20 protein-coding genes and 1 pseudogene are annotated in these 20,405 nt (G+C 58.2%); 13 read left to right on the top strand and 8 right to left on the bottom strand.

Annotation, left to right across the window (positions count from 1 at the left end; genetic code table 11):
• Positions 1-127 (top strand): annotated as a pseudogene (locus NIM86_RS10945) (fructose-6-phosphate aldolase); the annotation flags it as partial.
• A 28-nt stretch (positions 128-155) separates the two neighbouring features.
• On the opposite strand, the gene NIM86_RS10940 reads toward NIM86_RS10945, so the two are convergent.
• On the bottom strand, positions 156-1,136 hold the full coding sequence (locus tag NIM86_RS10940) for an aldose epimerase family protein (RefSeq protein WP_253381947.1): 981 nt from the start codon (positions 1,134-1,136) through the stop codon (positions 156-158).
• 224 nt (positions 1,137-1,360) lie between these two features.
• Here NIM86_RS10940 and NIM86_RS10935 point away from each other — a divergent pair, with 224 nt between their 5' ends.
• The 6 genes from NIM86_RS10935 (at position 1,361) to NIM86_RS10910 (ending at position 7,409) form a co-directional block, all read left to right on the top strand.
• Positions 1,361-2,398 carry a LacI family DNA-binding transcriptional regulator gene (locus NIM86_RS10935; protein WP_253381945.1) on the top strand — a complete coding sequence of 346 codons (1,038 nt, stop codon included), beginning with the start codon at positions 1,361-1,363 and terminating at the stop codon, positions 2,396-2,398.
• A 106-nt stretch (positions 2,399-2,504) separates the two neighbouring features.
• Positions 2,505-3,821, top strand: a complete 1,317-nt coding sequence (locus tag NIM86_RS10930; RefSeq protein ID WP_253381943.1) for a sugar ABC transporter substrate-binding protein — start codon at positions 2,505-2,507, stop codon at positions 3,819-3,821.
• 88 nt (positions 3,822-3,909) lie between these two features.
• Positions 3,910-4,782, top strand: a complete 873-nt coding sequence (locus NIM86_RS10925) for a carbohydrate ABC transporter permease (protein WP_253381941.1) — start codon at positions 3,910-3,912, stop codon at positions 4,780-4,782.
• A gap of 10 nt (positions 4,783-4,792) precedes the next feature.
• Entirely contained in the window at positions 4,793-5,623 is an 831-nt protein-coding gene (locus NIM86_RS10920; protein WP_253381939.1) for a carbohydrate ABC transporter permease, read from the top strand.
• A gap of 11 nt (positions 5,624-5,634) precedes the next feature.
• A complete protein-coding gene (locus NIM86_RS10915; protein ID WP_253381937.1) occupies positions 5,635-6,639 on the top strand; it encodes an ABC transporter ATP-binding protein in 1,005 nt (334 codons plus the stop codon).
• Positions 6,636-7,409: an L-iditol 2-dehydrogenase gene (locus NIM86_RS10910; protein ID WP_253381935.1), complete on the top strand. Its 774-nt coding sequence runs from the start codon at positions 6,636-6,638 to the stop codon at positions 7,407-7,409. Before NIM86_RS10915 ends, NIM86_RS10910 begins: the two co-directional genes overlap by 4 nt.
• A 136-nt stretch (positions 7,410-7,545) precedes the next feature.
• Here the strand turns inward: NIM86_RS10910 and NIM86_RS10905 are convergent, their stop codons facing one another.
• Positions 7,546-7,923, bottom strand: a complete 378-nt coding sequence (locus tag NIM86_RS10905) for a flagellar export protein FliJ (RefSeq protein WP_253381933.1) — start codon at positions 7,921-7,923, stop codon at positions 7,546-7,548.
• 448 nt (positions 7,924-8,371) lie between these two features.
• Between NIM86_RS10905 and ctrA the strand changes: the two genes are divergently transcribed.
• Positions 8,372-9,067 carry a response regulator transcription factor CtrA gene (ctrA, locus tag NIM86_RS10900; protein WP_094077414.1) on the top strand — a complete coding sequence of 232 codons (696 nt, stop codon included), beginning with the start codon at positions 8,372-8,374 and terminating at the stop codon, positions 9,065-9,067.
• A gap of 244 nt (positions 9,068-9,311) precedes the next feature.
• Here the strand turns inward: ctrA and NIM86_RS10895 are convergent, their stop codons facing one another.
• Together NIM86_RS10895 and chpT are read right to left on the bottom strand one after the other, a co-directional pair.
• Positions 9,312-9,722: a response regulator gene (locus tag NIM86_RS10895; protein WP_253381931.1), complete on the bottom strand. Its 411-nt coding sequence runs from the start codon at positions 9,720-9,722 to the stop codon at positions 9,312-9,314.
• Between the two features lie 131 nt (positions 9,723-9,853).
• Complete coding sequence (chpT, locus tag NIM86_RS10890) at positions 9,854-10,483, bottom strand: histidine phosphotransferase ChpT (protein ID WP_253381929.1); 630 nt, start codon at positions 10,481-10,483, stop codon at positions 9,854-9,856.
• Positions 10,484-10,754: 271 nt separating this feature from the next.
• Here chpT and NIM86_RS10885 point away from each other — a divergent pair, with 271 nt between their 5' ends.
• Together NIM86_RS10885 and NIM86_RS10880 are read left to right on the top strand one after the other, a co-directional pair.
• The gene (locus tag NIM86_RS10885) at positions 10,755-11,342 is read left to right on the top strand and encodes a DUF1134 domain-containing protein (protein WP_253381927.1); all 588 of its coding nucleotides are present in this window, start codon (positions 10,755-10,757) and stop codon (positions 11,340-11,342) included.
• 116 nt (positions 11,343-11,458) lie between these two features.
• Complete coding sequence (locus NIM86_RS10880) at positions 11,459-12,523, top strand: hypothetical protein (protein ID WP_253381925.1); 1,065 nt, start codon at positions 11,459-11,461, stop codon at positions 12,521-12,523.
• A gap of 17 nt (positions 12,524-12,540) precedes the next feature.
• Here NIM86_RS10880 and NIM86_RS10875 read toward each other — a convergent pair whose 3' ends face one another.
• The 3 genes from NIM86_RS10875 to NIM86_RS10865 form a co-directional block, all read right to left on the bottom strand.
• Positions 12,541-13,338 (bottom strand): RNA methyltransferase, encoded by a 798-nt coding sequence (locus NIM86_RS10875; protein ID WP_253381923.1) that lies wholly within the window; start codon positions 13,336-13,338, stop codon positions 12,541-12,543.
• A 33-nt stretch (positions 13,339-13,371) separates the two neighbouring features.
• Positions 13,372-13,686 (bottom strand): helix-turn-helix transcriptional regulator, encoded by a 315-nt coding sequence (locus NIM86_RS10870; RefSeq protein ID WP_253382045.1) that lies wholly within the window; start codon positions 13,684-13,686, stop codon positions 13,372-13,374.
• Between the two features lie 199 nt (positions 13,687-13,885).
• Positions 13,886-16,069: an anthranilate synthase gene (locus NIM86_RS10865; RefSeq protein WP_253381921.1), complete on the bottom strand. Its 2,184-nt coding sequence runs from the start codon at positions 16,067-16,069 to the stop codon at positions 13,886-13,888.
• A 539-nt stretch (positions 16,070-16,608) separates the two neighbouring features.
• On the opposite strand from NIM86_RS10865, the gene NIM86_RS10860 reads away from it, so the two are divergent.
• The 3 genes from NIM86_RS10860 to NIM86_RS10850 are packed head-to-tail and all read left to right on the top strand — an operon-like array spanning position 16,609 to position 19,523.
• Positions 16,609-17,577: a L,D-transpeptidase gene (locus NIM86_RS10860; RefSeq protein ID WP_253381919.1), complete on the top strand. Its 969-nt coding sequence runs from the start codon at positions 16,609-16,611 to the stop codon at positions 17,575-17,577.
• A gap of 8 nt (positions 17,578-17,585) precedes the next feature.
• Positions 17,586-18,536 carry an extensin family protein gene (locus NIM86_RS10855; protein WP_253381917.1) on the top strand — a complete coding sequence of 317 codons (951 nt, stop codon included), beginning with the start codon at positions 17,586-17,588 and terminating at the stop codon, positions 18,534-18,536.
• Positions 18,537-18,575: 39 nt separating this feature from the next.
• Entirely contained in the window at positions 18,576-19,523 is a 948-nt protein-coding gene (locus NIM86_RS10850; protein WP_305884460.1) for a cation diffusion facilitator family transporter, read from the top strand.
• Positions 19,524-19,535: 12 nt separating this feature from the next.
• On the opposite strand, the gene NIM86_RS10845 is transcribed toward NIM86_RS10850, so the two are convergent.
• A complete protein-coding gene (locus NIM86_RS10845) occupies positions 19,536-20,210 on the bottom strand; it encodes a DUF998 domain-containing protein (protein WP_253381915.1) in 675 nt (224 codons plus the stop codon).
• Positions 20,211-20,405 lie beyond the last annotated feature (195 nt).

Genomic DNA, 20,405 nt, shown 5'->3' with positions numbered 1-20,405 from the left:
GATCGGCGCCGATGTGGCGACCGTGCCGCCCTCCACGCTCCACACCCTCGTCAAGCATCCGCTGACCGACAAGGGCCTCGACGCCTTCACCGCTGACTGGAAAAAAACCGGACAGAGCATCCTTTGAAAGGCCGAGGCGGCGAGACAAATTCTCTTTACGCCGTCTCGAACCGAAACGTGTGGCGAGCTTCGTAGCGCTCGCCAGGTCTGAGTTCGGCCTGACGGCGCCAGGGCCAGTTCGGCGCATCGATCCAACGATGCGGCTCCAGCGCAATGCCAGAGTTGGAGCCGTAATCGCGCCCATTCAGGCCAAGCCCTTCTATGGCAAGGCCCGCGCCGCCGTAGATTTGCAGCCCCGGTTCAGTCGAATGAAGGTCGAGGCGTAGCTTGCTGGCCTGCAGAATGGCGATGGGGCGCAGCTCTGTGACCTCCGGGCTCAGGCACAGATGATGATCGATAGAGGGTGGCACCGGCTTCGCGATACGGAAATCGAAAGGCGTTCCATCGACGGGTTCAGGACCGCTTATGGGCCACAATCGGTCATCGACCGGAATGAAATGATCGGCCTCGATCTGCAGGCGATGATCTGCGATGTCCGCACGTCCATCGAGATTGAAATAGAAATGCGGCGCAAAGCTGCAGAAGGTCGCGCGATCGCACTGGGCTATGATGGCGACCGATATCGCGTCATCCACAATCCGATAGGTGGTATCCACGGTCAGCCGACCGGGAAATCCCATATGCCCGTCTGGCAGCACGTCGCGGAGCTCGACTGACGAAGTGTCGTGTTCGACCACAGTCCAATTGCGATGGCTGGTCCCGTTTTTCCCACCATGAAGCGTCGTTCGCCCTTCCTCGTTCTTGTCCAGCTCATATGTATGGCCGCCGATGATGGCGCGGCCCATGGCGATGCGGTTGGCAACGCGCCCGACTATCGCTCCGAGATAGGAGGGATTAGCGAGGTAATCGCCGGGGTCGGACAAGCCGAGAACGAGCGGATGCGCCACGCCCGCCATGCGCAAATCCTGCAAGGCTGCGCCAAAGGTCAAAATTCGGGCATTCAAAACCGCACTGGCAATGTCGATGGCCTGAATGGGGCGGCCATCCTTATCCGTTCCCACTATCGATAAGGCCATCGTTCCTCCCGAAACTGACGTAGCCGCCGGTTCATTTCTTCAATGACAATAAGGACATCTGTCCTATGCATAACAAGCTTTCCCTAAGCACAAAATGGCTAACAGCACCGATGCAGCGACACAACTTTGACTCGTGTAAAATTTGGGCGGCATATTGTCGCTGATTTGACAGGCTCACTTTCGATGTAAAGGTACACAAAAAAGCGCGGAAATCTGGACGTGTCATGAAGAAGCAGAAAATCGATACGATGAAGGAATTGTCGGTGGCGATTGGCGTCTCCCGACCCACTCTTTCGCGCTATTTCCAGGACCCGTCGAGCGTGCGCCGCTCAACAGCGGCAAGAATTCAGCGCGAGCTGGAAAAAATCGAATATGTGCCGAATTTCTTCGCCACCCGGATGAACCGTAAAACCACCGGTCTGATCGGCGTTGTCATTCCGTACCTGAACGACCTCTTCTTCACCAAGCTGCTGCAGGCGATTGAAATCGCCGCCATGGATGCGGGCTTCACCGTCATCATGCAGTGTTCGCATTTCGATCCGGCCATCGAGGCGCGGGCCGCCGAAACCTTTATGTCGATGAGCGTGGACGGCGCATTGGTCGTGCCGCTGGGCAATCAGAGCGACCTAAGGGCCTATGAGAGACTGAAGGAGAGGCTTCCTTTCGTTCTGGTCGATTCGCGGCCTGCCACGATGCCGGACGTCGATTTTGTCGGCAGCGATCATCTTCAGAGCACAAGCCTGATAACGGAATATCTCTGCCGTGTCGGCGAGCCGCCGGTGTTTCTTGCCATGCCACGCGTGAACTTCAACGCGATGGAGCGTGAGCATGCCTATATCGATTGCATGCGAAAACTCGGCCATGAGCCGGAGATCATCGGTACCGAGCTGATCGAGGATTTCTGGTATTTCGAGGAGCATGGCGAGGCGGTTATGAACGCAGCGTTCGGCGGCGGAGAACTGACGGAACGCTCCATTCTGTGCGTCAACGATCGGGTTGCTATCGGCGCTTTGCGGGCGGCGTTTCGTCACGGACTCGTTCCCGGTCGGGGGGCGAAAGGCGGCTTACGCATCGCGGGTCATGACGATTATCCGCTGTGCCCCTTCACCGCGCCATCGCTGACAACGGTTGCCCAGAATGTCGACGAAATTGGCGAGGCAGCCGTGTCGCGCCTGGTCAAAAAAATGAGTGGCAATGTCGAGCCTGACCAGCCTGAAATCCAGCTTTTCAACGGCGCTCTGAAGTTGCGCGAGTCGGCCTAGGGCAGAGGACTCGTCGCAGCGGAGTGGCGCGGCCGCTGATTTACGGTTGACGCGCCACAATTTTCCTCCTTATATTTGTCCCGTGTAAAGTTTCTGGGAGGATACTATGATTTCGAAGCACACCCTACTCGGTTCTGCCGTGGGTTTCGGCCTTATCGCAGGCTTCGCGACAACGGCGATGGCCGAGACCATCACAATCGCGACAGTGAACAATGGCGACATGATCAAAATGCAGGGTCTCTCTCCCAAGTGGGAAGAAGAAACCGGCAACTCGATCAACTGGGTCGTTCTTGAAGAGAACGTACTTCGTCAGCGCGTGACGCAGGATATCGCGACCGGCGGCGGCCAGTTCGATATTCTGACCATCGGCACCTATGAGGTTCCGATCTGGGCGAAGCAGGATTGGCTGGTCGCGTTGGACGATCTCGGCGACGATTACGATGTCGACGATCTGCTTCCCGCAGTGCGTGAAGCTCTTTCTGTGGACGGCAAGCTCTACGCCGCACCGTTCTACGGTGAATCGGCGATGGTGATGTACCGCACCGATCTGGCCGAAAAAGCCGGTGTCGACATTCCCTCGCAGCCGACCTGGACCGATATCATGGCTGCCGCAAAGGCCATGACCGACAAGGACAACGAGGTTTACGGCATCTGCCTGCGCGGCAAGCCCGGCTGGGGTGAAAACATGGCGTTCATCAGCGCTATGGCGAACTCTTACGGCGCGCGCTGGTTCGACCCGGAGTGGAAGGCTCAGTTCGATAGTCCGGAATGGAAGGCGACGCTGAACGACTACCTGACCATGATGAACGAATATGGTCCTCCCGGCGCGTCCTCCAACGGCTTCAACGAAAATCTGTCGCTCTTCCAGCAGGGCAAGTGCGGCATGTGGATCGATGCGACCGTTGCAGCGGGCTTCGTGACCAATCCGGACGACAGTCAGGTGGCGGATAATGTCGGCTTCGCGCAGTTCCCTAACAAGGAAGGCGTGGACAATCACGGCAACTGGCTGTGGGCATGGAGTCTGGCCATTCCTTCTTCTTCGGAATCGCAGGACGCCGCCAAGGACTTCATCTCCTGGGCCACGAGCAAGGGTTACACCGAGATTGTCGCCGGTGAATCCGGCTGGCGGTCGGTTCCGCCCGGCACCCGTACCTCGCTTTATGAAAACGAGCAGTACACATCCGAAGCGCCATTTGCGGAAATGACGCTGAACTCGATGAATGCGGTCAATACGCAGAAGCCATCGGTTCAGGACATTCCCTACACGGGCGCCCAGTTCGTTGCGATCCCCGAATTCCAGGGTATCGGCACGGCGGTCGGTCAGCAGTTTTCGGCGGCGCTCGCCGGGCAGTCCTCGGCCGATCAGGCTCTGACAAATGCCCAGCAGGTCACCCAGCGTGAAATTGATCGCGCCGGATACTGACTCTATAAGAGCGATGGGATAAAAATCCGGAGCCGGCTACGGCCGGCTCCGGGCTGTTATTTGCCAGCCGGGGGAGGGAGGAGCCGCCATGGCGACCCAGCATTCCAAGGCCGCCGCGCGGCTGATGATTTCGCCTGCCGTCATCGTCCTTCTGCTATGGATGATCGTCCCGCTGGCGCTGACACTCTATTTCTCGACACTACGCTACAATCTGCTCATGCCGGGCGGCACGCCGTTTGTCGGGCTTGAGAATTACGAATATTTCTTCACCGATCCGGCATTCACCACTGCGCTTCTCAATACGCTGCTTCTGGTCGGGGGGGTGCTGCTGATTACCGTTGTCGGCGGGACGCTGCTGGCGCTGCTGCTCGACCAGCCGATGTTCGGACAGGGGATCGTCCGCCTGCTTGTGATTGCTCCGTTCTTTGTGATGCCCACCGTGTCGGCACTGGTGTGGAAGAACATGTTCATGAACCCGGTAAACGGGCTTTTCGCCTACATCGCCCGGTTTCTTGGGATGCAGCCTTTCGACTTCCTGGCCGTGGCGCCGCTGGCCTCGATCATTTTGATCGTCGCCTGGCAATGGCTGCCTTTCGCCACGCTGATCCTGCTCACCGCCATGCAGTCGCTCGATAGCGAGCAGATCGAGGCGGCGGAAATGGATGGCGCGAGCGCCTTCTCTCGCTTTTTCTATATCGTGGTCCCGCATCTTTCCCGAGCGGCGACGGTCGTCATTCTGATCCAGACGATCTTCCTTCTGTCGATCTTTGCGGAAATTCTTGTGACGACGGCTGGCGGACCGGGCGTCGCGTCAACAAACCTGACCTATCTTGTCTATATCCAGTCGCTTCTGCAATTCGATGTCGGGCTTGGCTCGGCCGGCGGTGTGGTCGCCATTATCCTAGCCAATATTGTCGCGATCTTCCTGATGCGGATGATCGGCAAGAACCTCGACGCTTGAGGAGGACACGATGGCACGCTCCGTTACCAACTCACGCAAGGTCTGGAACACAGCGATCGCATGGGCGATCGGCCTGGTCATCTTCTTCCCGATCCTCTGGACGTTCCTGACGAGCTTCAAGACCGAGGCGGAGGCGATCGCTTCGCCGCCCTCCATGTTCTTCTTCGACTGGACATTCGAAAATTACGAGGCGGTTCAGGAACGGTCGAACTATTTCCGGCACTTCTGGAATTCGGTCGTCATTTCCGTCGGATCGACTGTGCTCGGTCTGATTATCGCGGTCCCAGCAGCATGGGCCATGGCTTTTGTGCCCGGCAAGCAGACCCGCAACATTCTTATGTGGATGCTGTCGACCAAGATGCTGCCGGCTGTCGGCGTTCTGGTTCCGATCTACCTGCTGTTTCGGGATATGGGCCTGCTGGATACCCGCACCGGGCTGGTTGCGGTGCTGATGCTCATCAACCTGCCGATCATCGTGTGGATGCTGTACACCTATTTCAAGGAGATCCCCGGCGAAATTCTGGAGGCGGCGCGCATGGACGGGGCGACTCTTCGCTCCGAAGTTACCTATGTGCTTTTGCCGATGGCCGTTCCTGGTATCGCATCGACCTTGCTGCTCAACATCATTCTGGCTTGGAATGAGGCTTTCTGGACGCTCAATCTGACAGCATCGAACGCCGCTCCGCTAACGGCGTTCATCGCCAGTTACTCATCGCCGGAAGGCCTGTTTTACGCCAAGCTGTCGGCAGCTTCGACCATGGCCATCGCCCCGATCCTCATCATGGGCTGGTTCAGCCAGAAACAGTTGGTCCGCGGCCTGACCTTCGGCGCGGTGAAATAAGGAGACCTCCCATGGGACGCATTACCCTTGAGAACGTTCAGAAGAAGTTCGGCGATGTGGAGGTCATCCCGCCGCTCGACCTGACTATCGAAGACGGCGAGTTCGTTGTCTTCGTCGGGCCATCCGGCTGCGGCAAATCCACCCTTTTGCGTTTGATCGCGGGGCTGGAGGACGTCTCCGGCGGCGAAATCCGCATCGACGGTCAGCCCGCCACCGATCTGCCGCCGGCCAAGCGCGGTCTGGCGATGGTCTTCCAGAGTTACGCTCTTTATCCGCATATGTCGGTGCGCAAGAACATCGCCTTTCCCATGAAGATGGCGAAGGTGCCGGAGGACGAACAGAACAGGCGCATCGAGAACGCCGCCCGTGCGCTGAACCTGACCGATTATCTGGACCGGCGTCCGGGACAGCTTTCGGGCGGTCAGCGCCAGCGTGTGGCGATTGGCCGGGCGATCGTTCGGGAACCGGCAGCCTTCCTTTTCGATGAGCCGCTATCAAATCTCGATGCGGCCTTGCGCGTCGGTATGCGCCTTGAAATTTCCGAACTGCATTCACGGCTCGAAACCACCATGATCTACGTGACGCACGATCAGGTGGAAGCAATGACGATGGCCGACAAAATCGTCGTGCTGAGAGCGGGAAATATCGAGCAGGTCGGCAGCCCGCTGGAGCTCTACCGGACACCGCGCAACGTCTTTGTCGCCGGATTCATCGGATCGCCCAGAATGAATCTGATCGACGGTGCGGAGGCCGCCGAACACGATGCCCATACCATCGGCATCCGGCCCGAACATATCGACGTTTCGACCGAAGCGGGCCTCTGGAACGGCGTGATTGGCGTGGCCGAACATCTCGGTTCCGATACGTTCTTCCACGTGCACGAGACCGGCCTTGCCGAGACCATCACCATTCGTGCCGATGGCGAAATCGGGCTGCATCACGGGGACAGAGTGTATCTCACCCCGCAGGCCGACAAGCTTCATCGGTTCAACGATAAAGGTCTTCGGATCGCATGAAACGCCTGGAGGGCAAATCGGCCCTCATCACCGGGGCGGCACGCGGTATCGGCAAGGGTTTTGCGGAAGCCTACGTCCGAGAGGGTGCGACCGTCGCCATCGGCGATATCAATCTGGATGCCGCAGAAGCGGCAGCGGCAGCAATCGGTGAGGGGGCCTACGCGGTCGAACTCGATGTCACCCGTCAGGACAGCATCGATGCGGCTATCGCGACAGTCGTCGAAAGAACCGGCACACTCGATATTCTCGTTAACAATGCCGCGCTTTTCGATGCGGCTCCCATCGTCGACATCAGCCGCGAAAGTTACGAAAAGCTCTATGCGGTGAATGTCGCCGGCACGCTATTCACAATGCAGGCTGCCGCCAGGCAGATGATTGCGCAGGGCAATGGCGGCAAGATTATCAATATGGCGAGCCAAGCGGGCCGGAGAGGTGAAAGTCTTGTTGCCGTCTATTGTTCGACCAAGGCGGCTGTGATTTCGCTGACCCAATCGGCTGGGCTCAATCTCATCCGGCACGGCATCAATGTGAATGCCATCGCGCCCGGCGTTGTGGACGGCGAGCACTGGAAGCATGTGGATTCGATGTTCGCCAAGCTCGAGGGCAAGCCAATTGGGCAGAAGAAGGCCGAAGTCGAGGCCGGTGTGCCGGCGGGCCGTTTCGCGACGCCTGACGATCTGACCGGGATGGCCGTCTTTCTGGCGTCAGCCGAAGCAGATTACATCGTATCGCAGTGCTATAATGTCGACGGCGGGCAGTGGATGAGTTGATCGCGGGCACGGTCTCTTGTGTTTGTTCCTGCCCCGTCGCAACGCGCCTAAATCATTCGCCGGATAAGGCAAGCGCTGCCGGGCTTCGGTCAGGACGAAGCGCCGGCAGCAATTTCGCTGTGTCTGGAGACTGGCGTCAGCCGATCATATGGCGCCGATCGACCGCTTCTACGGGACGGACGCGCGCTTCACGGGCATCCAGCATCTCGGCGCGGGAAAGCTCTGCTTCTGCTTCGGCTAGTGCGGCTTCGGCGGCATCCCGCTGAATTTTCAGCTCGGCCTGCGATGTCAGCAGGTTTTCGCGGCGGACGCGCGCTGCTTTGGCGAAGGTTGGATAGGCGAAATGATCGACATCGGTGATATTCGCCTTCTTCTCTTCGGACTCGATCTGAAGCTCCAGCTCGGCGGCTTTGCGGGTAAACTCCGCCATCATGGTCTCAAGCTGGTCCAGCTGGCGCCGCTTTTCGTTGACGTGAAACTGGTTCAGACGGACAAGGTTATCCCTCGATTTCATCGGTGTACTCCTGACACTCAAACGCGATGCACCCGGCGAAACTAGCTCCGGGGACCCGTTTTTTCCGTCTTTCCGTCCCTTCGAACCGACCTTAAAAAAAGGTTGCGATTGGCAGGCTTTGGTAAGACTTCGTTTACGGGCGTCGTTAATCATAGTGGCTGGTCATTAAGGCGCGGTAAAAAAAATCGAACAGCGACGAAATGACCCGGAAGGCGAGTCCGAAGAATCACTTGAAGGCGTTTCTTCGTGTGGGGCCATGTGGCCTTTAACCTCAATTTCTGTTGTAGGATCATTGCGTTACGATAAGGTTTTCAGAGGTTCAGGGCAGGCTTGCCATCCCAATTCGGACTTTGTTAACCATCTTCGTGGCAGGCTCTACGCCAAGGCAAATCAGCTGTCGCCCGATGGGCAGGCTCAGGACCTCGGCGGCGAAAGAGGGGAAGACTGAATGCGCGTTCTGCTCATTGAAGACGATAGTGCGGTGGCACAGAGCATTGAATTGATGCTCAAGTCCGAAAGCTTTTATGTCGATACGACCGATCTTGGTGAAGAGGGTGTCGATCTAGGCAAGCTTTACGATTACGACATCATCCTGCTGGACTTGAACCTGCCGGACATGAGCGGTTACGAGGTGCTGCGCACCCTTCGCCTCTCCAAGGTCAAAACGCCAATCCTTATTCTCTCTGGCATGGCCGGTATCGAGGACAAGGTTCGAGGCCTCGGTTTCGGCGCAGACGATTATATGACCAAGCCCTTCCACAAGGATGAATTGGTCGCCCGTATCCACGCCATCGTCCGCCGTTCCAAGGGCCACGCCCAGTCGATTATCACGACCGGCGATCTGGTGGTGAACCTCGATACCAAGACGGTTGAGGTCGGCGGCCAGCGTGTGCATCTGACCGCCAAGGAATACCAGATGCTTGAGCTGCTGAGCCTGCGCAAAGGCACCACGCTCACCAAGGAAATGTTCCTCAACCATCTCTATGGCGGCATGGACGAGCCAGAGCTGAAGATCATTGACGTCTTCATCTGCAAGCTGCGCAAGAAGCTCGATATGGCGTCGGGTGGACAGTCTTACATCGAAACCGTCTGGGGTCGCGGCTATGTGCTGCGCGAGCCGGAAGAGGTTCGCGCCAGCGCCTGATAGGGCGTCATTCGCCACAATCGAAAATTTTGCAGAAAAGCCCGGTCGCGAATGCGCCGGGCTTTTTTGTTGCCTTGTCGGCGGGAAATTGCGCCAAGTCTTGTCGGATTAGAAGATCAGACAGAAGCTTGTTTGCCTTATCGCGAAACGCAGCAGGCAAACGTCGGACCGTATTGGCTCGACGATCTCGCCAACTCGATTGCCTGGATAAGGATTGTGGATGCCGTCGTTGGCTAACCTGGGTTTAGGCTGCCTGGACCTTCGCCGCGTTCTCTTCGCGTCGACGCATAGCCTTCTCGACGTTCTTTTCGATGGCTGACATCAGCAGCGGGCGATCGAAGGGTTTCAGTATCCAGCCTTCGGCGCCGGCGCGCTTGGCGCGCATGATCGGCACGGGATCGACCTCCACCACCATCAGAAAGACCATCGGCATCTGACCGCCGGTCATGCTTTGAAGACTTTGCAGAAAATCGACGCTGCGCATATCGGGCAGCCAGTCATCCAAGAGGATGATATCGGGGCGCATGTCGTTGAAAATGCTCAGCGCAGCGCTCGCGCTGTCGGCTACCTCCACTTCCATGCCCTCAGAGGACAGAATGCGCGAGGCGACTTTCCGGACGACCGGAGCATCGTCGATGACAAGACATCGGTTCATCACCTGTTGGGACCCTTACTTCTTCCCCAAATGCAACGCTCCAACATGCGCCGCACAGGAAGACTATCGTCCGCGGGTTAAAGAACCTGAAATGGTCTGTCTTTCATTTGATCCAGATTGAAATGAGTAGTCTATCGCGCCGTCAGCGTGACCGAATCGCCCGTCGTGGAAATGCCTATCTCCATCTTCGCTTCCGCAGCCATAAGGATGGTGTAGTAAGCTTGGATCGAGTGGGCATTGATCGGTTCGTCACCGACCGAACCGCCGTGCAATTCCAGAAAATGCGGGGGGACACGGATCATCCGCCCGGTGGCCTTGATGGTGAAAACGGGTGCGGTTTCCAGCGAGTCGAGTGAGACTTTGATTTCACCGCCGCGCGGAATAGCGGCATTGGCGATCAGTATCAGATTGAGCAGCAGCTTGACCTTCTGCTTGGGCAGAAGAGCCCGCTGGCCTTCCCAGATCAATTCCGGCTTTTCGTTGGCGATGAAGCTTTCTGCCACGGCTTGTGCATCGCCGGTATCGATCTGCGAGCCCGCGGAGCCGGCGGCGCCGAATGCGATGCGCGCGAATTGCAGCCGCGCCGACGCATTGGTGGCCGACGCACGGATCAGCATCATCGCGTCCTCGTCCGCGCCGCCTTCATCGAGCAATTCCAGGCCGTTATTGATGGCTCCGACAGGGGAGATGATGTCGTGGCAGACCTTTGAACACAAAAGCGCAGCCAGATCGCTCGCCGATAGGGTGAGAACATTTGCCATGGTTTAAAATCCCCGTCCTGAAGCCTGACACGCGCTGCACCTTTAACGAATCGCGTGCTCTTGCGTGGAGAACGGTTACCGCGTCGGAGGCGACCGGGGCAAGCGACAGCACTTCGATCAGAGTCGTGCTGTTCATTTGTCACAAAGCCGCCGCAAGCCTTTCATCGTCTATTAAACTTAAGAAAAGGATTATCGGCGATCATCATGGCAAATCGCTCCCAATCCCGGCGGGAAGGGAGATCTGCCGACAAGATGTCAGGAGTTTGCGGCTATGTTGAACCGGCTCGCCCTTACCGTTCTAACCCGAATTCTCGCGCCTTTTATCGTTGTATTGTCGTTTGCCATTGCCGTGGCTGGCCCTGTGCAGGCGGCGGGCAATGACTACAGCGCGCAGGAAATTGTCGATAACGGCCATCGTTTCTTCGGTTCCACATCGGGCGGCCTGGCGCAGGCCATTGAGACGATCTTCTCCAAATACGGCCAACCCAATGGTTATGTCTTGGGCGAGGAGGGATCGGGAGCCTTCATTGGCGGGCTGACCTATGGCGAGGGTGTGCTCTATACCAAGAATGCTGGCGATCACCCGGTCTTCTGGCAGGGACCGTCCCTCGGTTTCGACTTTGGCGGTCAGGGATCGAGGCTCATGATGCTGGTCTATAATCTGGACAGCGTGAATTCGCTCTATACACGCTATGGCGGCGTGGCAGGGGCGGCTTACGTGCTGGCTGGCGTCGGCATCAACGTTCTGGAGCGCAACAATGTCCTGCTTGTTCCAGTGCGCACCGGCATCGGCGCGCGTCTTGGCGTGAATGTCGGCTATCTGAAGCTGACGCCGGCGCCGACCTGGAACCCGTTCTGAGCGAGCGGCAAACTCTCTTTCCCTTTTTCGGGCTGCACAGAACGGCTCTCTTGCGTTAAACCGACGCTTGAGGGCCGTTCCGTCTTTCAGATGGCGGAAAAGAGAGTGAGTAGGCTGTGATCGAATTTGGTCTGATTTTTGCGGCGGGCTTTCTGTCGGCCCTTCTTCTGGCGCTTTTGCTGGCGCCGTTTTTCTGGAATCGCGCCGTTACGTTGACTGGCAAGCGGATCGCCGCTTCAGTGCCGACGACCGTGGCAGAGGCGCGTGCGGAAAAAGATCAGATTCGTGCCGATTACGCCATGCGCATGCGCAAGCTGGAGATTGGCATGGCGCGGGCGCGCGATAAGGTCGCGCTTACGGAAGCCTCGATCGGACGCATCCGCGAAGAGAACCGCCAGATCGTTCGCGACAACGGCCAGCATACTGAAACCATCGAAACGCTGGAAAGCGAAATTTGCGAGCGCAATCAGGCGGTCGCGGTTCGTGACCAGAGCATCGAGGAAATGAAAGGTAAGATCGCCGTTCTAGAAAAGCGTCTCGCCAAAAGCGAGTCCAGCCTCAAGAAGTCGCAGCAGTCGCTGGAGAAGCTGGAAGCTGAGCGGGACGATCTGCGTTCCGACCTCGATGTCGACCGCGTTCGTGTGGAGGCCGGGCGGCGTGAACGAGAACGGCTTGCAGAACGTCTGGCGTTACAGGACGGAGAATTGCAGAGCCTTCTGGACCGGTTGTCCACCGGCACACGCGAATTGAACCGTGAACGAGAGCGTCGCTCCGCACTGGAAGAGCGGCTCGAAGCGCTCGGCGAGACTGTCGATCGCTATGAGCCGGTTGCAGAGTCCGACGCTGCCGTTCCTGCTACTGATCCCAAACCATTGCCGTTGGAAGCAGAGAAATCTGTGGAGCCTGAAGAAAGCGATGCCACGGCCTATGCCAGCGCCTTGCGGGCAGAAAACGAATTGCTGCGCAGCCAGCTCGATCAGCTTCGTTCGATGAATGGATCGGGCGGAACGGAACAGATGGACGCTCTTCGCGAGGCGCTCGATCGCTTTGCCGAAGAGACGGTGGCTGCCGCTGCTGCGAAAGAGGGTGAGGGCGGCGCAATTCACCAATTGCTAGCGGATGAACAGGACAGCGCCGGCTTGTCCGGCCGCTTCGCGGCACGGCTCTCCGGAGAGCGCTGATACTGACCGAGTGATCTTCAGTCCGGCGTTTTTCGGAAGTGATGGAGCGCGATGGCCGAAGCAGCCGCGACGTTCAAACTGTCGAAGTCGTCCGACATTCCGATGCGGAGCCCTTCGGTTTGCGCCAAAATATCGTCGGGCAGCCCATCGCCCTCTGCGCCGAAGAGAAGAGCGATGCGTTCCGGACGCGTCGCTTCCTCAAGAATTAGCCTAGCCTTCGGTGTCATGGCGTAAATCGCGTATCCATCAGACTTCAATCGCGAAACCATTGCCGAGGTGGAACCCATATCGATGGATGGCAGTTTGACTGTTGCGCCGACAGACACCCTGATCGCCTTGCGGTAGAGCGGATCGCAGCATGTCTCGTCCAGCAAAACGGCATCGACGCCAAAGGCGGCAGCATTTCGGAAAAGCCCGCCCATATTGTCGTGATTGGCAATCCCCACCAGTCCCATGACAAGCGACGGACCAGGCGGTAATTGCAAGTCGTCGGAAGTCGGTTGTCGATAACCTAGCGCGAGGACGCCGCGGTGGATCGGAAACCCGGCCACAGCGTCCATCACTTCACGAGTTGCGACGTAGATCGGCACGTCTTCCGGGACTTTCTCCAAAAGTTGCGAAAGGCCGGCAAGCCTGTTTTCCAGCAGGAAGAGGGAGTGAACGGCGTGTCGCCCGCTCGTCAGCAGAACGTCGAGGACGACGGTGCCCTCTGCGACGAATAGATTGTGGCGGCCGGCAAGATCGCGCTCGCGAATATTGCGATAAGACGCGATGGCAGGATCGCCGCAATCGGTGATGCGGATAAGCTCGGCCATAAAATCAAATGTGTCGGGCGTGGAAGGGAAACGCTACAGCGCGGTGCAACGCTGGTCCAGCAGTTCCAGAAGCTCGCGAGCGAGGTTGGAGTCCAGGCTATAATAAATCGTCTGTCCGTCGCGGCGGGTACTGACGATGTTGCGGGCGCGCAGTTTCGAAAGATGCTGCGATAAAGCCGACTGGGACAGTTGCACGCGTTCGGCAAGGCGTCCGACGTTCATCTCGCCGGAATGGAGAATGCAAAGAATTTCGAGACGTTTGGCGTTGGACAGGGCGGCCAGGAAATTCGCGCTTTGGTCGATATTTTCGTTAAGATCACAAAACGTCAAAATCTGTTCGTCGGGCATGTCCCGAAATTGGTCAGTCGCCAAAGTCATATAAACGGCCTCGCCTAGAAGTTCCGCAGAACTTTGCGGTCGGAGACACGGTATGGGTGAACCCCCTATCCCCGACCGGTCCTCTTAGGTGAGGTGTGTATAACTTTTTTAGGGTTGACGCAATCCTGCCATTGCGCTGACACATTTTCGCCAAATCCGGATAAGTTTCTCAGGCTGTGTTGCCGCGTCTCCGCGGCAGATGCGCCACCACATTTTCGATCATTCGCATCCCGGCTTCGCCGCCAAGGCTCATGATCGATTCCGGATGGAACTGCACGGCGGCAACCGGCTCCTTCTTGTGCTCAATCGCCATGATCACCCCGTCATCTGTCTGCGCCGTCACCTCGAAATCTTTCGGCAGGCGAGCGAGATCGGCAAAGATGGAGTGATAGCGGCCGACAGTCACCTCTTCCGGCAGCCCGGAAAAGATTGTCCGATGCGCATCGACGCGGATACGCGAGGGTTTGCCATGCATGGGCACATGTAGCGTACGAAGGGAGCCGCCATAGGATTCCGCCAGTGCCTGAAGTCCCAGGCAGACGCCGAACACCGGTCGGTCGGCGTCGCGCGCCATTTTGATCGTCCGCTTGGTATCGAAGTCCTTCGGCATGCCGGGGCCAGGCGACAGCACAACCAGATCCGGATCGACCTTTTCGAACAGATCCTCCGGCACCGGGGTTCTGACAGTCGTGACTTCGGCGCCCGTCTGACGGAAATAATTTGCCAGGGTGTGGACGAAGCTATCCTCGTGATCGACGAGCAGAATGCGGATGCCTTCGCCAACGGCAGATGCCGCACGGGCGGACGCGTTGGTGTTGGAGGCCCCGGCTTCACGCACGGCTGCCCGAAGCGCGGAAGCCTTCAATTCCGTCTCGGCCTCTTCGTCTTCCGGTACGGAATCGAAAAGCAGGGTCGCGCCGGCGCGAACTTCGGCTATCCCGTCCTTTATGCGGATGGTTCGCAGGGTGAGGCCGGTGTTCATGTCGCCGTTGAAGTGCACCATGCCAACGGCCCCGCCGTACCAGACGCGCGGGCTTTTCTCATGCTCTTCCAGAAAGCGCATGGCCCATAGTTTCGGCGCGCCGGTCACGGTTACAGCCCAGGCGTGGGAGAGGAAGCCGTCATAGGCGTCCATATCCGGCCGAAGCCGCCCCTCGATATGATCCACAGTGTGAATCAGCCGCGAATACATTTCGATCTGGCGGCGGCCGACAACACGCACCGATCCCGGTTCGCACACCCGGCTCTTATCGTTCCGGTCGACGTCGGAGCACATCGTCAACTCGCTCTCGTCCTTCTTGGAGTTGAGCAATTTCAATATCTGCTCGGCATCTTCGATGGCGTCTGCGCCGCGCTTGATCGTGCCAGAGATCGGGCAGGTTTCGATCCGCCGTCCATTGACGCGAACGAACATTTCCGGCGACGCGCCGATCAGATATTCCTGCTCGCCGAGATTGATAAAGAAGGAATAGGGGGAGGGGTTCGTTTCCTTCAGCCGCCGACAGATGGCAGAGGGCGGTGTTTCGCATTTTTCGTAAAAAGTCTGGCCCGGAACAACCTCGAACAGATCGCCGCGCCGGAAATGTTCCTTTGCCTCGCCGACAAGGCGTGCATATTCGCCCGGCTTGTGATCGCTGCGCGGCGGATCGATCTCCGAGAAGCGGAATGGCTCCTGACCGTTGTCACGCCTAGAGCCTTCCGTCGTCCATCCGTTCCCGGAGAAAACATAGTCCTCGGTCCAGGCCGAGGCCGTGTAGTGGTCCACCACCAGTATCTCGTCGGGCAGGTAAAGCAAAAGGTCGCGCTGATCCTCAGGGCGGTCGAGCCGTTGCTTCACCGGATCGAACTGGAACGCCAGATCGTATCCAAACGCGCCGTAGAGGCCGAGATTGTCGTCTTCACCGGTATGAAAATGATCGGTGATCGCGCGCAGCACGGTAAAGACGCTCGGCATGCGCGACCGGTCTTCTTCCGTGAAATGGCCTTCGGGCGGCGCTATTTCTATCGTGACCTGATCGTCGCCTTCATTGGTGAGAGTGGCAGAATCCGGGCTGCAAGCCAGCTTCGTCAGAAGGGAAAGCATGGCTTTACCGCGCTCGTTCAGCGCCTGGATTGTCACCTTGCGGTTGCGTCCGGCAATGGCGATTGGCGGGTCGACAATAGCGGTGTCCCAGCGCGTATAGCGACCGGGATATTCGTAATTGGATGAGAAGACCGCACCTCTGTGGCTGTCCAGAGCATCGATCCAGCGTTCGATGGCGCCTTCATACTCGACCGGCGTGCGACCCCGCTCGATAATCACGCCTCCCTTGGTTTCGAAGCGGATCGGTGCTGATTTCGGTTTACTCGTCATAATCGTTCTGCCTGATCTGGCCAAAAGGTACCGGGCTCATAGCAAAAAGGCCGCCCGGATATCTCCATGGCGACCTCTTCCAAATTTCTTGCATCAAGAATGCATGTGGATCGGCTCGCCTCTCAGAGGCGCCACCAGTTCCGGTTCTCGATGCGGTTTGTTTTCATAACCTGCTCTTAGGCTGTTGCTACCCGCTTGTCCATCGGGTTTGGAGCGCGAATGGCGATAGGCGAAAAAAGGGCCTGTCCGGCTGGAATGACGGACAGGCCCTTTCTGCACAGTTTGCCCGGTGTGCAACCGGATCGGTCGACGCGGAGGTTAAGGGCAGTCCCGCGAAACCGGCTCTCGAAGCGGCGCCAGATTAATCCGCCGGCCAGAGCCCGTTTTCCATAAGATATGCACGCTTAGGATTTAATAAAACAAATATGCCCGTATAAGATGTAGATGGTTGCCGCCCACGTTCAGCGGCTTTGGCGAGGCAACGAAAAGGACCGTTTGGCGTTGGTCGGGACAGCTACTCCACTCAGAGGTTCTTCATAATGATGCGTCAGATTTTCGGTTCCGTCGCGGCCGGTGTTGCTCTCTTCTCTCTCACCGGAACGGCGATCTCGGCCGATCTGAGCATGCAATCCATCAACGAGGCATCTTATGAAGGGGGTGCTCTGCCAGAAGGACAAAGTCCGGTCACAACGCGGATTCAGATTTTGCTCGACCGCAATGGCTCGTCGCCTGGCGTGATCGATGGGTATTCGGGCGGCAACGTCCAAGATGCCCTGACCGGATTTGAAGAAATGAACGGCTTTGCCGTCGATGGCAAAATGGACGACGAGATTTGGAATGCTCTTGCCGGCAAGGATCAGCCGGCGATGATGGAATACACTATTCAGGCTGCCGATGTGGATCGCCTTAAAGAGAGCAATCCCGACGATTATGAAGAGATGGCAAAGGAAGACTGGCTTGGATTCACGTCGGGTAGCGAGGCGCTGGCCGAAAAATTCCACATGGATGAGGACTTTCTGAAGACCCTTAACCCGGACAGTCAGTTTAAGGAAGGCGAGACCATCGTGGTGGCGGATCCAGGGCAGTACAAGGCGGCTGACGTTGCGCGCATTGTCGCGGACAAGGGCCGCTCGCGCATTCTTGCCTATGACGGTCAGGACAAACTGGTTCTATCCTATCCGACGACCATCGGTTCGGATGACACGCCGAGCCCGTCCGGCACGGTCGAGGTAAACGCGGTCGCTGTAGAGCCGACTTACACTTTCGATCCGAAGAACATTCCTGAGTCCGATATTGAGGAAACGCTCGCCATTCCGGCAGGGCCGAACGGGCCGGTCGGTCTTGTCTGGATCGATCTATCGAAGCCCACCTACGGGCTGCATGGTACGCCTTACCCAGCGGAGATCGGCAAGACCGCTAGCCATGGCTGCGTCCGTTTGACCAATTGGGATGCCATGGAACTGGCCGAGGCCGTCGAGCAGGGCGCAACTGTCGAATTCAAGGATTGAAGCTTACGATGATTATGTTGCGCGCGCTGGCTATCGGTATTTGTTTTATCGCCGTTGGAACGCTTGCGTATCCGCCAATGTTGTTTGCGCAACAAAGCTCTGAGCCAGGCGATATAAATCCGCCGCTGCCGGAACCACGTCCGACAGAAGAGCCGGCGAAGGCTGAAAAGCCGGACGCCGCCTCCGCCGAGGCATCGCAAGATGTCCCGACAGAGAATGAGGTCGATGGAGAGGATGCCGAGCCGCCTCTTCCGCAGTCGCGGCCGGATGATGCTCCAGAAAGTAGTGCGCAAGGCGCCGAGGCTGACAAAGCCTCGAATGATGAGGACGGGACTGCGGACGATGATGCCGAAAAAAGTCCCGCAGCGCTGGCTCCACCGACAAAGACTGTGCCAGAGGGTATGTCGGCGGCGGAGATTACGCGTTGCGAAAAGGATTTGAAGGCGCTCGACGTGACATTTGAGGTGCTTGATCCGATAGCCGGGGAAAACGGTTGCGGTGTCGCGCGGCCCTACAACGTCACCGAGATCGATGGTGTCAAGATTCAGCCGAAAACGCAGATGACTTGCGACGCTGCACTGGCTTTGACGCGCTGGCTGCGCGGCGTGGTGCAGCCCAGCGCGGCATCGTTCGGCCCGGATGTTCGCCTCACCGAAATTACCCATGCCTCGACCTATGTCTGCCGCCGGCGAAACAACCTGCCGACCGGCAAGCTGAGCGAGCATGCCAAGGGGCAGGCCATCGATATCGTCCGCTTTGCTTTCGAGGGTCACAAGCCTCTGCCGATCAGGCCGCGCGCCGGCAAGGGGACGATAGAAGAGGCCTTTCAGCGCACTGTGCAGGCTGGCGGCTGTCTTCACTTCACGACCGTGCTCGGACCGGGCTCGGACGAGTACCATAACGACCATCTGCATTTCGATGTCATCGCGCGCCGCAGCGGCTACCGTCTTTGCCAATAGGCTCATGACGCTGCCAACGCACCGTGATAGGGAGCGCTCATGGCAATCGGCGGCGGCGGTTCATCAGGTGGTTCAGCGGACGGCTCTCTGAGCGACAGTCGTATCCGGGTGCGCCGTCTTGCCCTGATTTCGCTGGTAACGGCATTTTTGGTCATGGGCCTGAAATTTCTGGCCTGGTGGCTCACCGGCTCGGTCGCGCTTCTGTCGGATGCGCTGGAATCCATCGTCAATGTCGTGGCCGCCTGTGTGGCCCTGATGGCAATCTCCATCGCCCATAAACCTGCCGATGACGATCATCCCTTCGGGCATCACAAGGCGGAGTATTTCTCGGCCGTGCTTGAAGGCGTATTGATTACGCTGGCTGCCATTCTGATCGTCGTGGAAGCCGTTCCCGCTTTCTTCGACCCACGACCGCTCGACAATTCCGCGACCGGTATCGCCATCAACCTTGTAGCTACGGCGATCAACACCGCCTTGGCCGTCACGCTTTTGCGAGAGGGCAAACGCTATCGTTCTCCGGCCCTGGAAGCAGACGGCCGGCACATACTCACCGATGTCTGGACATCGGTCGGGGTTGTCGTCGCGCTCATTCTTTCGACATTGACCGGCTGGCTTTGGCTCGACCCCGTCTTGGCCATGATCGTCGCCGCCAATATTCTTTATCACGGCGCCAAGGTGGTGATGTCGTCGCTCGACCGATTGATGGATCGCGCCGTCGATGCCGATGAGCAAGCCATGATTGAGCAATCGATCCGCGAACAGGCAGAGGGCGCGATCGAGGTGCACGACATCCGGACGCGCATTGCCGGCCCCGTACGTTTCATCGAGTTCCACCTGGTGGTCGACCGCAATATGAGCGTCGCGGCGGCGCATGAAATCTGCGACCGCATCGAGACCGGCATTCGCCGAACGGTGGAGGGTGCCCGCGTAACCATCCACGTCGAGCCGGACCAGAAGAGCGAGCCGCACGGGCTGCCGCTCGCCTGATTGTTCTCATCCCTAATCGTCGCCACCATCCTCGTCCAACCGTCGCTCTTTGGTTAGTGAACGGGCGCAAACGGCGATCCAGACAATCATCACGGCAGCCAATGCGCGCTCGATCAGCCCGTCATAGGCCGTATCCATGAAGTAGAAGATCGGCGAACCGACGATCCAGAGAATCGTCAGAGCCGCGAAAAGGATGAGGATCGCCCTTGTTCGGTCGGATCGGTGGGCGATGTCCTTTCGCAACAATAAAAGGCTGGCTGGAACGAGCGCCGCCATGGCGTAGACCATCCAGTAGTGCAGAACCAGCCCGCCCTTGTCGAGGTCGCCATATTCGTCGCGCTTGGCGATGAAGAAGACGAGAATACCGGTCACGACCATCGCGGCCGCCCCGGCGATCCACCGACCGCCTGTACGGCGCGCCATTAGCAGTCCGATACCCGTCAGTACGATGGAAATGGCGAAGGCTTCCATGGCGAGATCCTGCCACTTCGCATAACGCCCACCCGCCGCCAGATCACTGATTGTATCGGAAATCGGCGAATAGTTCGGCTGGAGAAAAAAGCCGAGAATCAGATCGGTGCAAACCACCAGAAGACAGCAGACCAGGACAATCCAGCCAATGGTTTCGAGAACCAAGGGACTGGTCAGCGTTCTGGTGCCTCGTTTGGCGTTGTTGTCCGAAGACATTGCAGAATTCCTCGTATCCGTTGCTGCATGTCGGCCGATCAGTCATGTGAACTGGGCTTGTTCGCGCGAACATCTAGGGTTAGTGTCCGCGAATGAATGCGATTTCGGTCTCATCTTCGAAGCGCGCTGCGCGGCTTCTCCTTCTTCTCGGCGACCGTCGGGTCCGCTAAGGGGCGCCCGGCGGTCGATTGGCCG

Origin of the sequence: Notoacmeibacter sp. MSK16QG-6, from assembly GCF_024158145.1 — a bacterium.
Classification (GTDB): Bacteria; Pseudomonadota; Alphaproteobacteria; order Rhizobiales; family Rhizobiaceae; genus Notoacmeibacter.
This window is presented reverse-complemented; position numbering and strand designations above follow the sequence as displayed.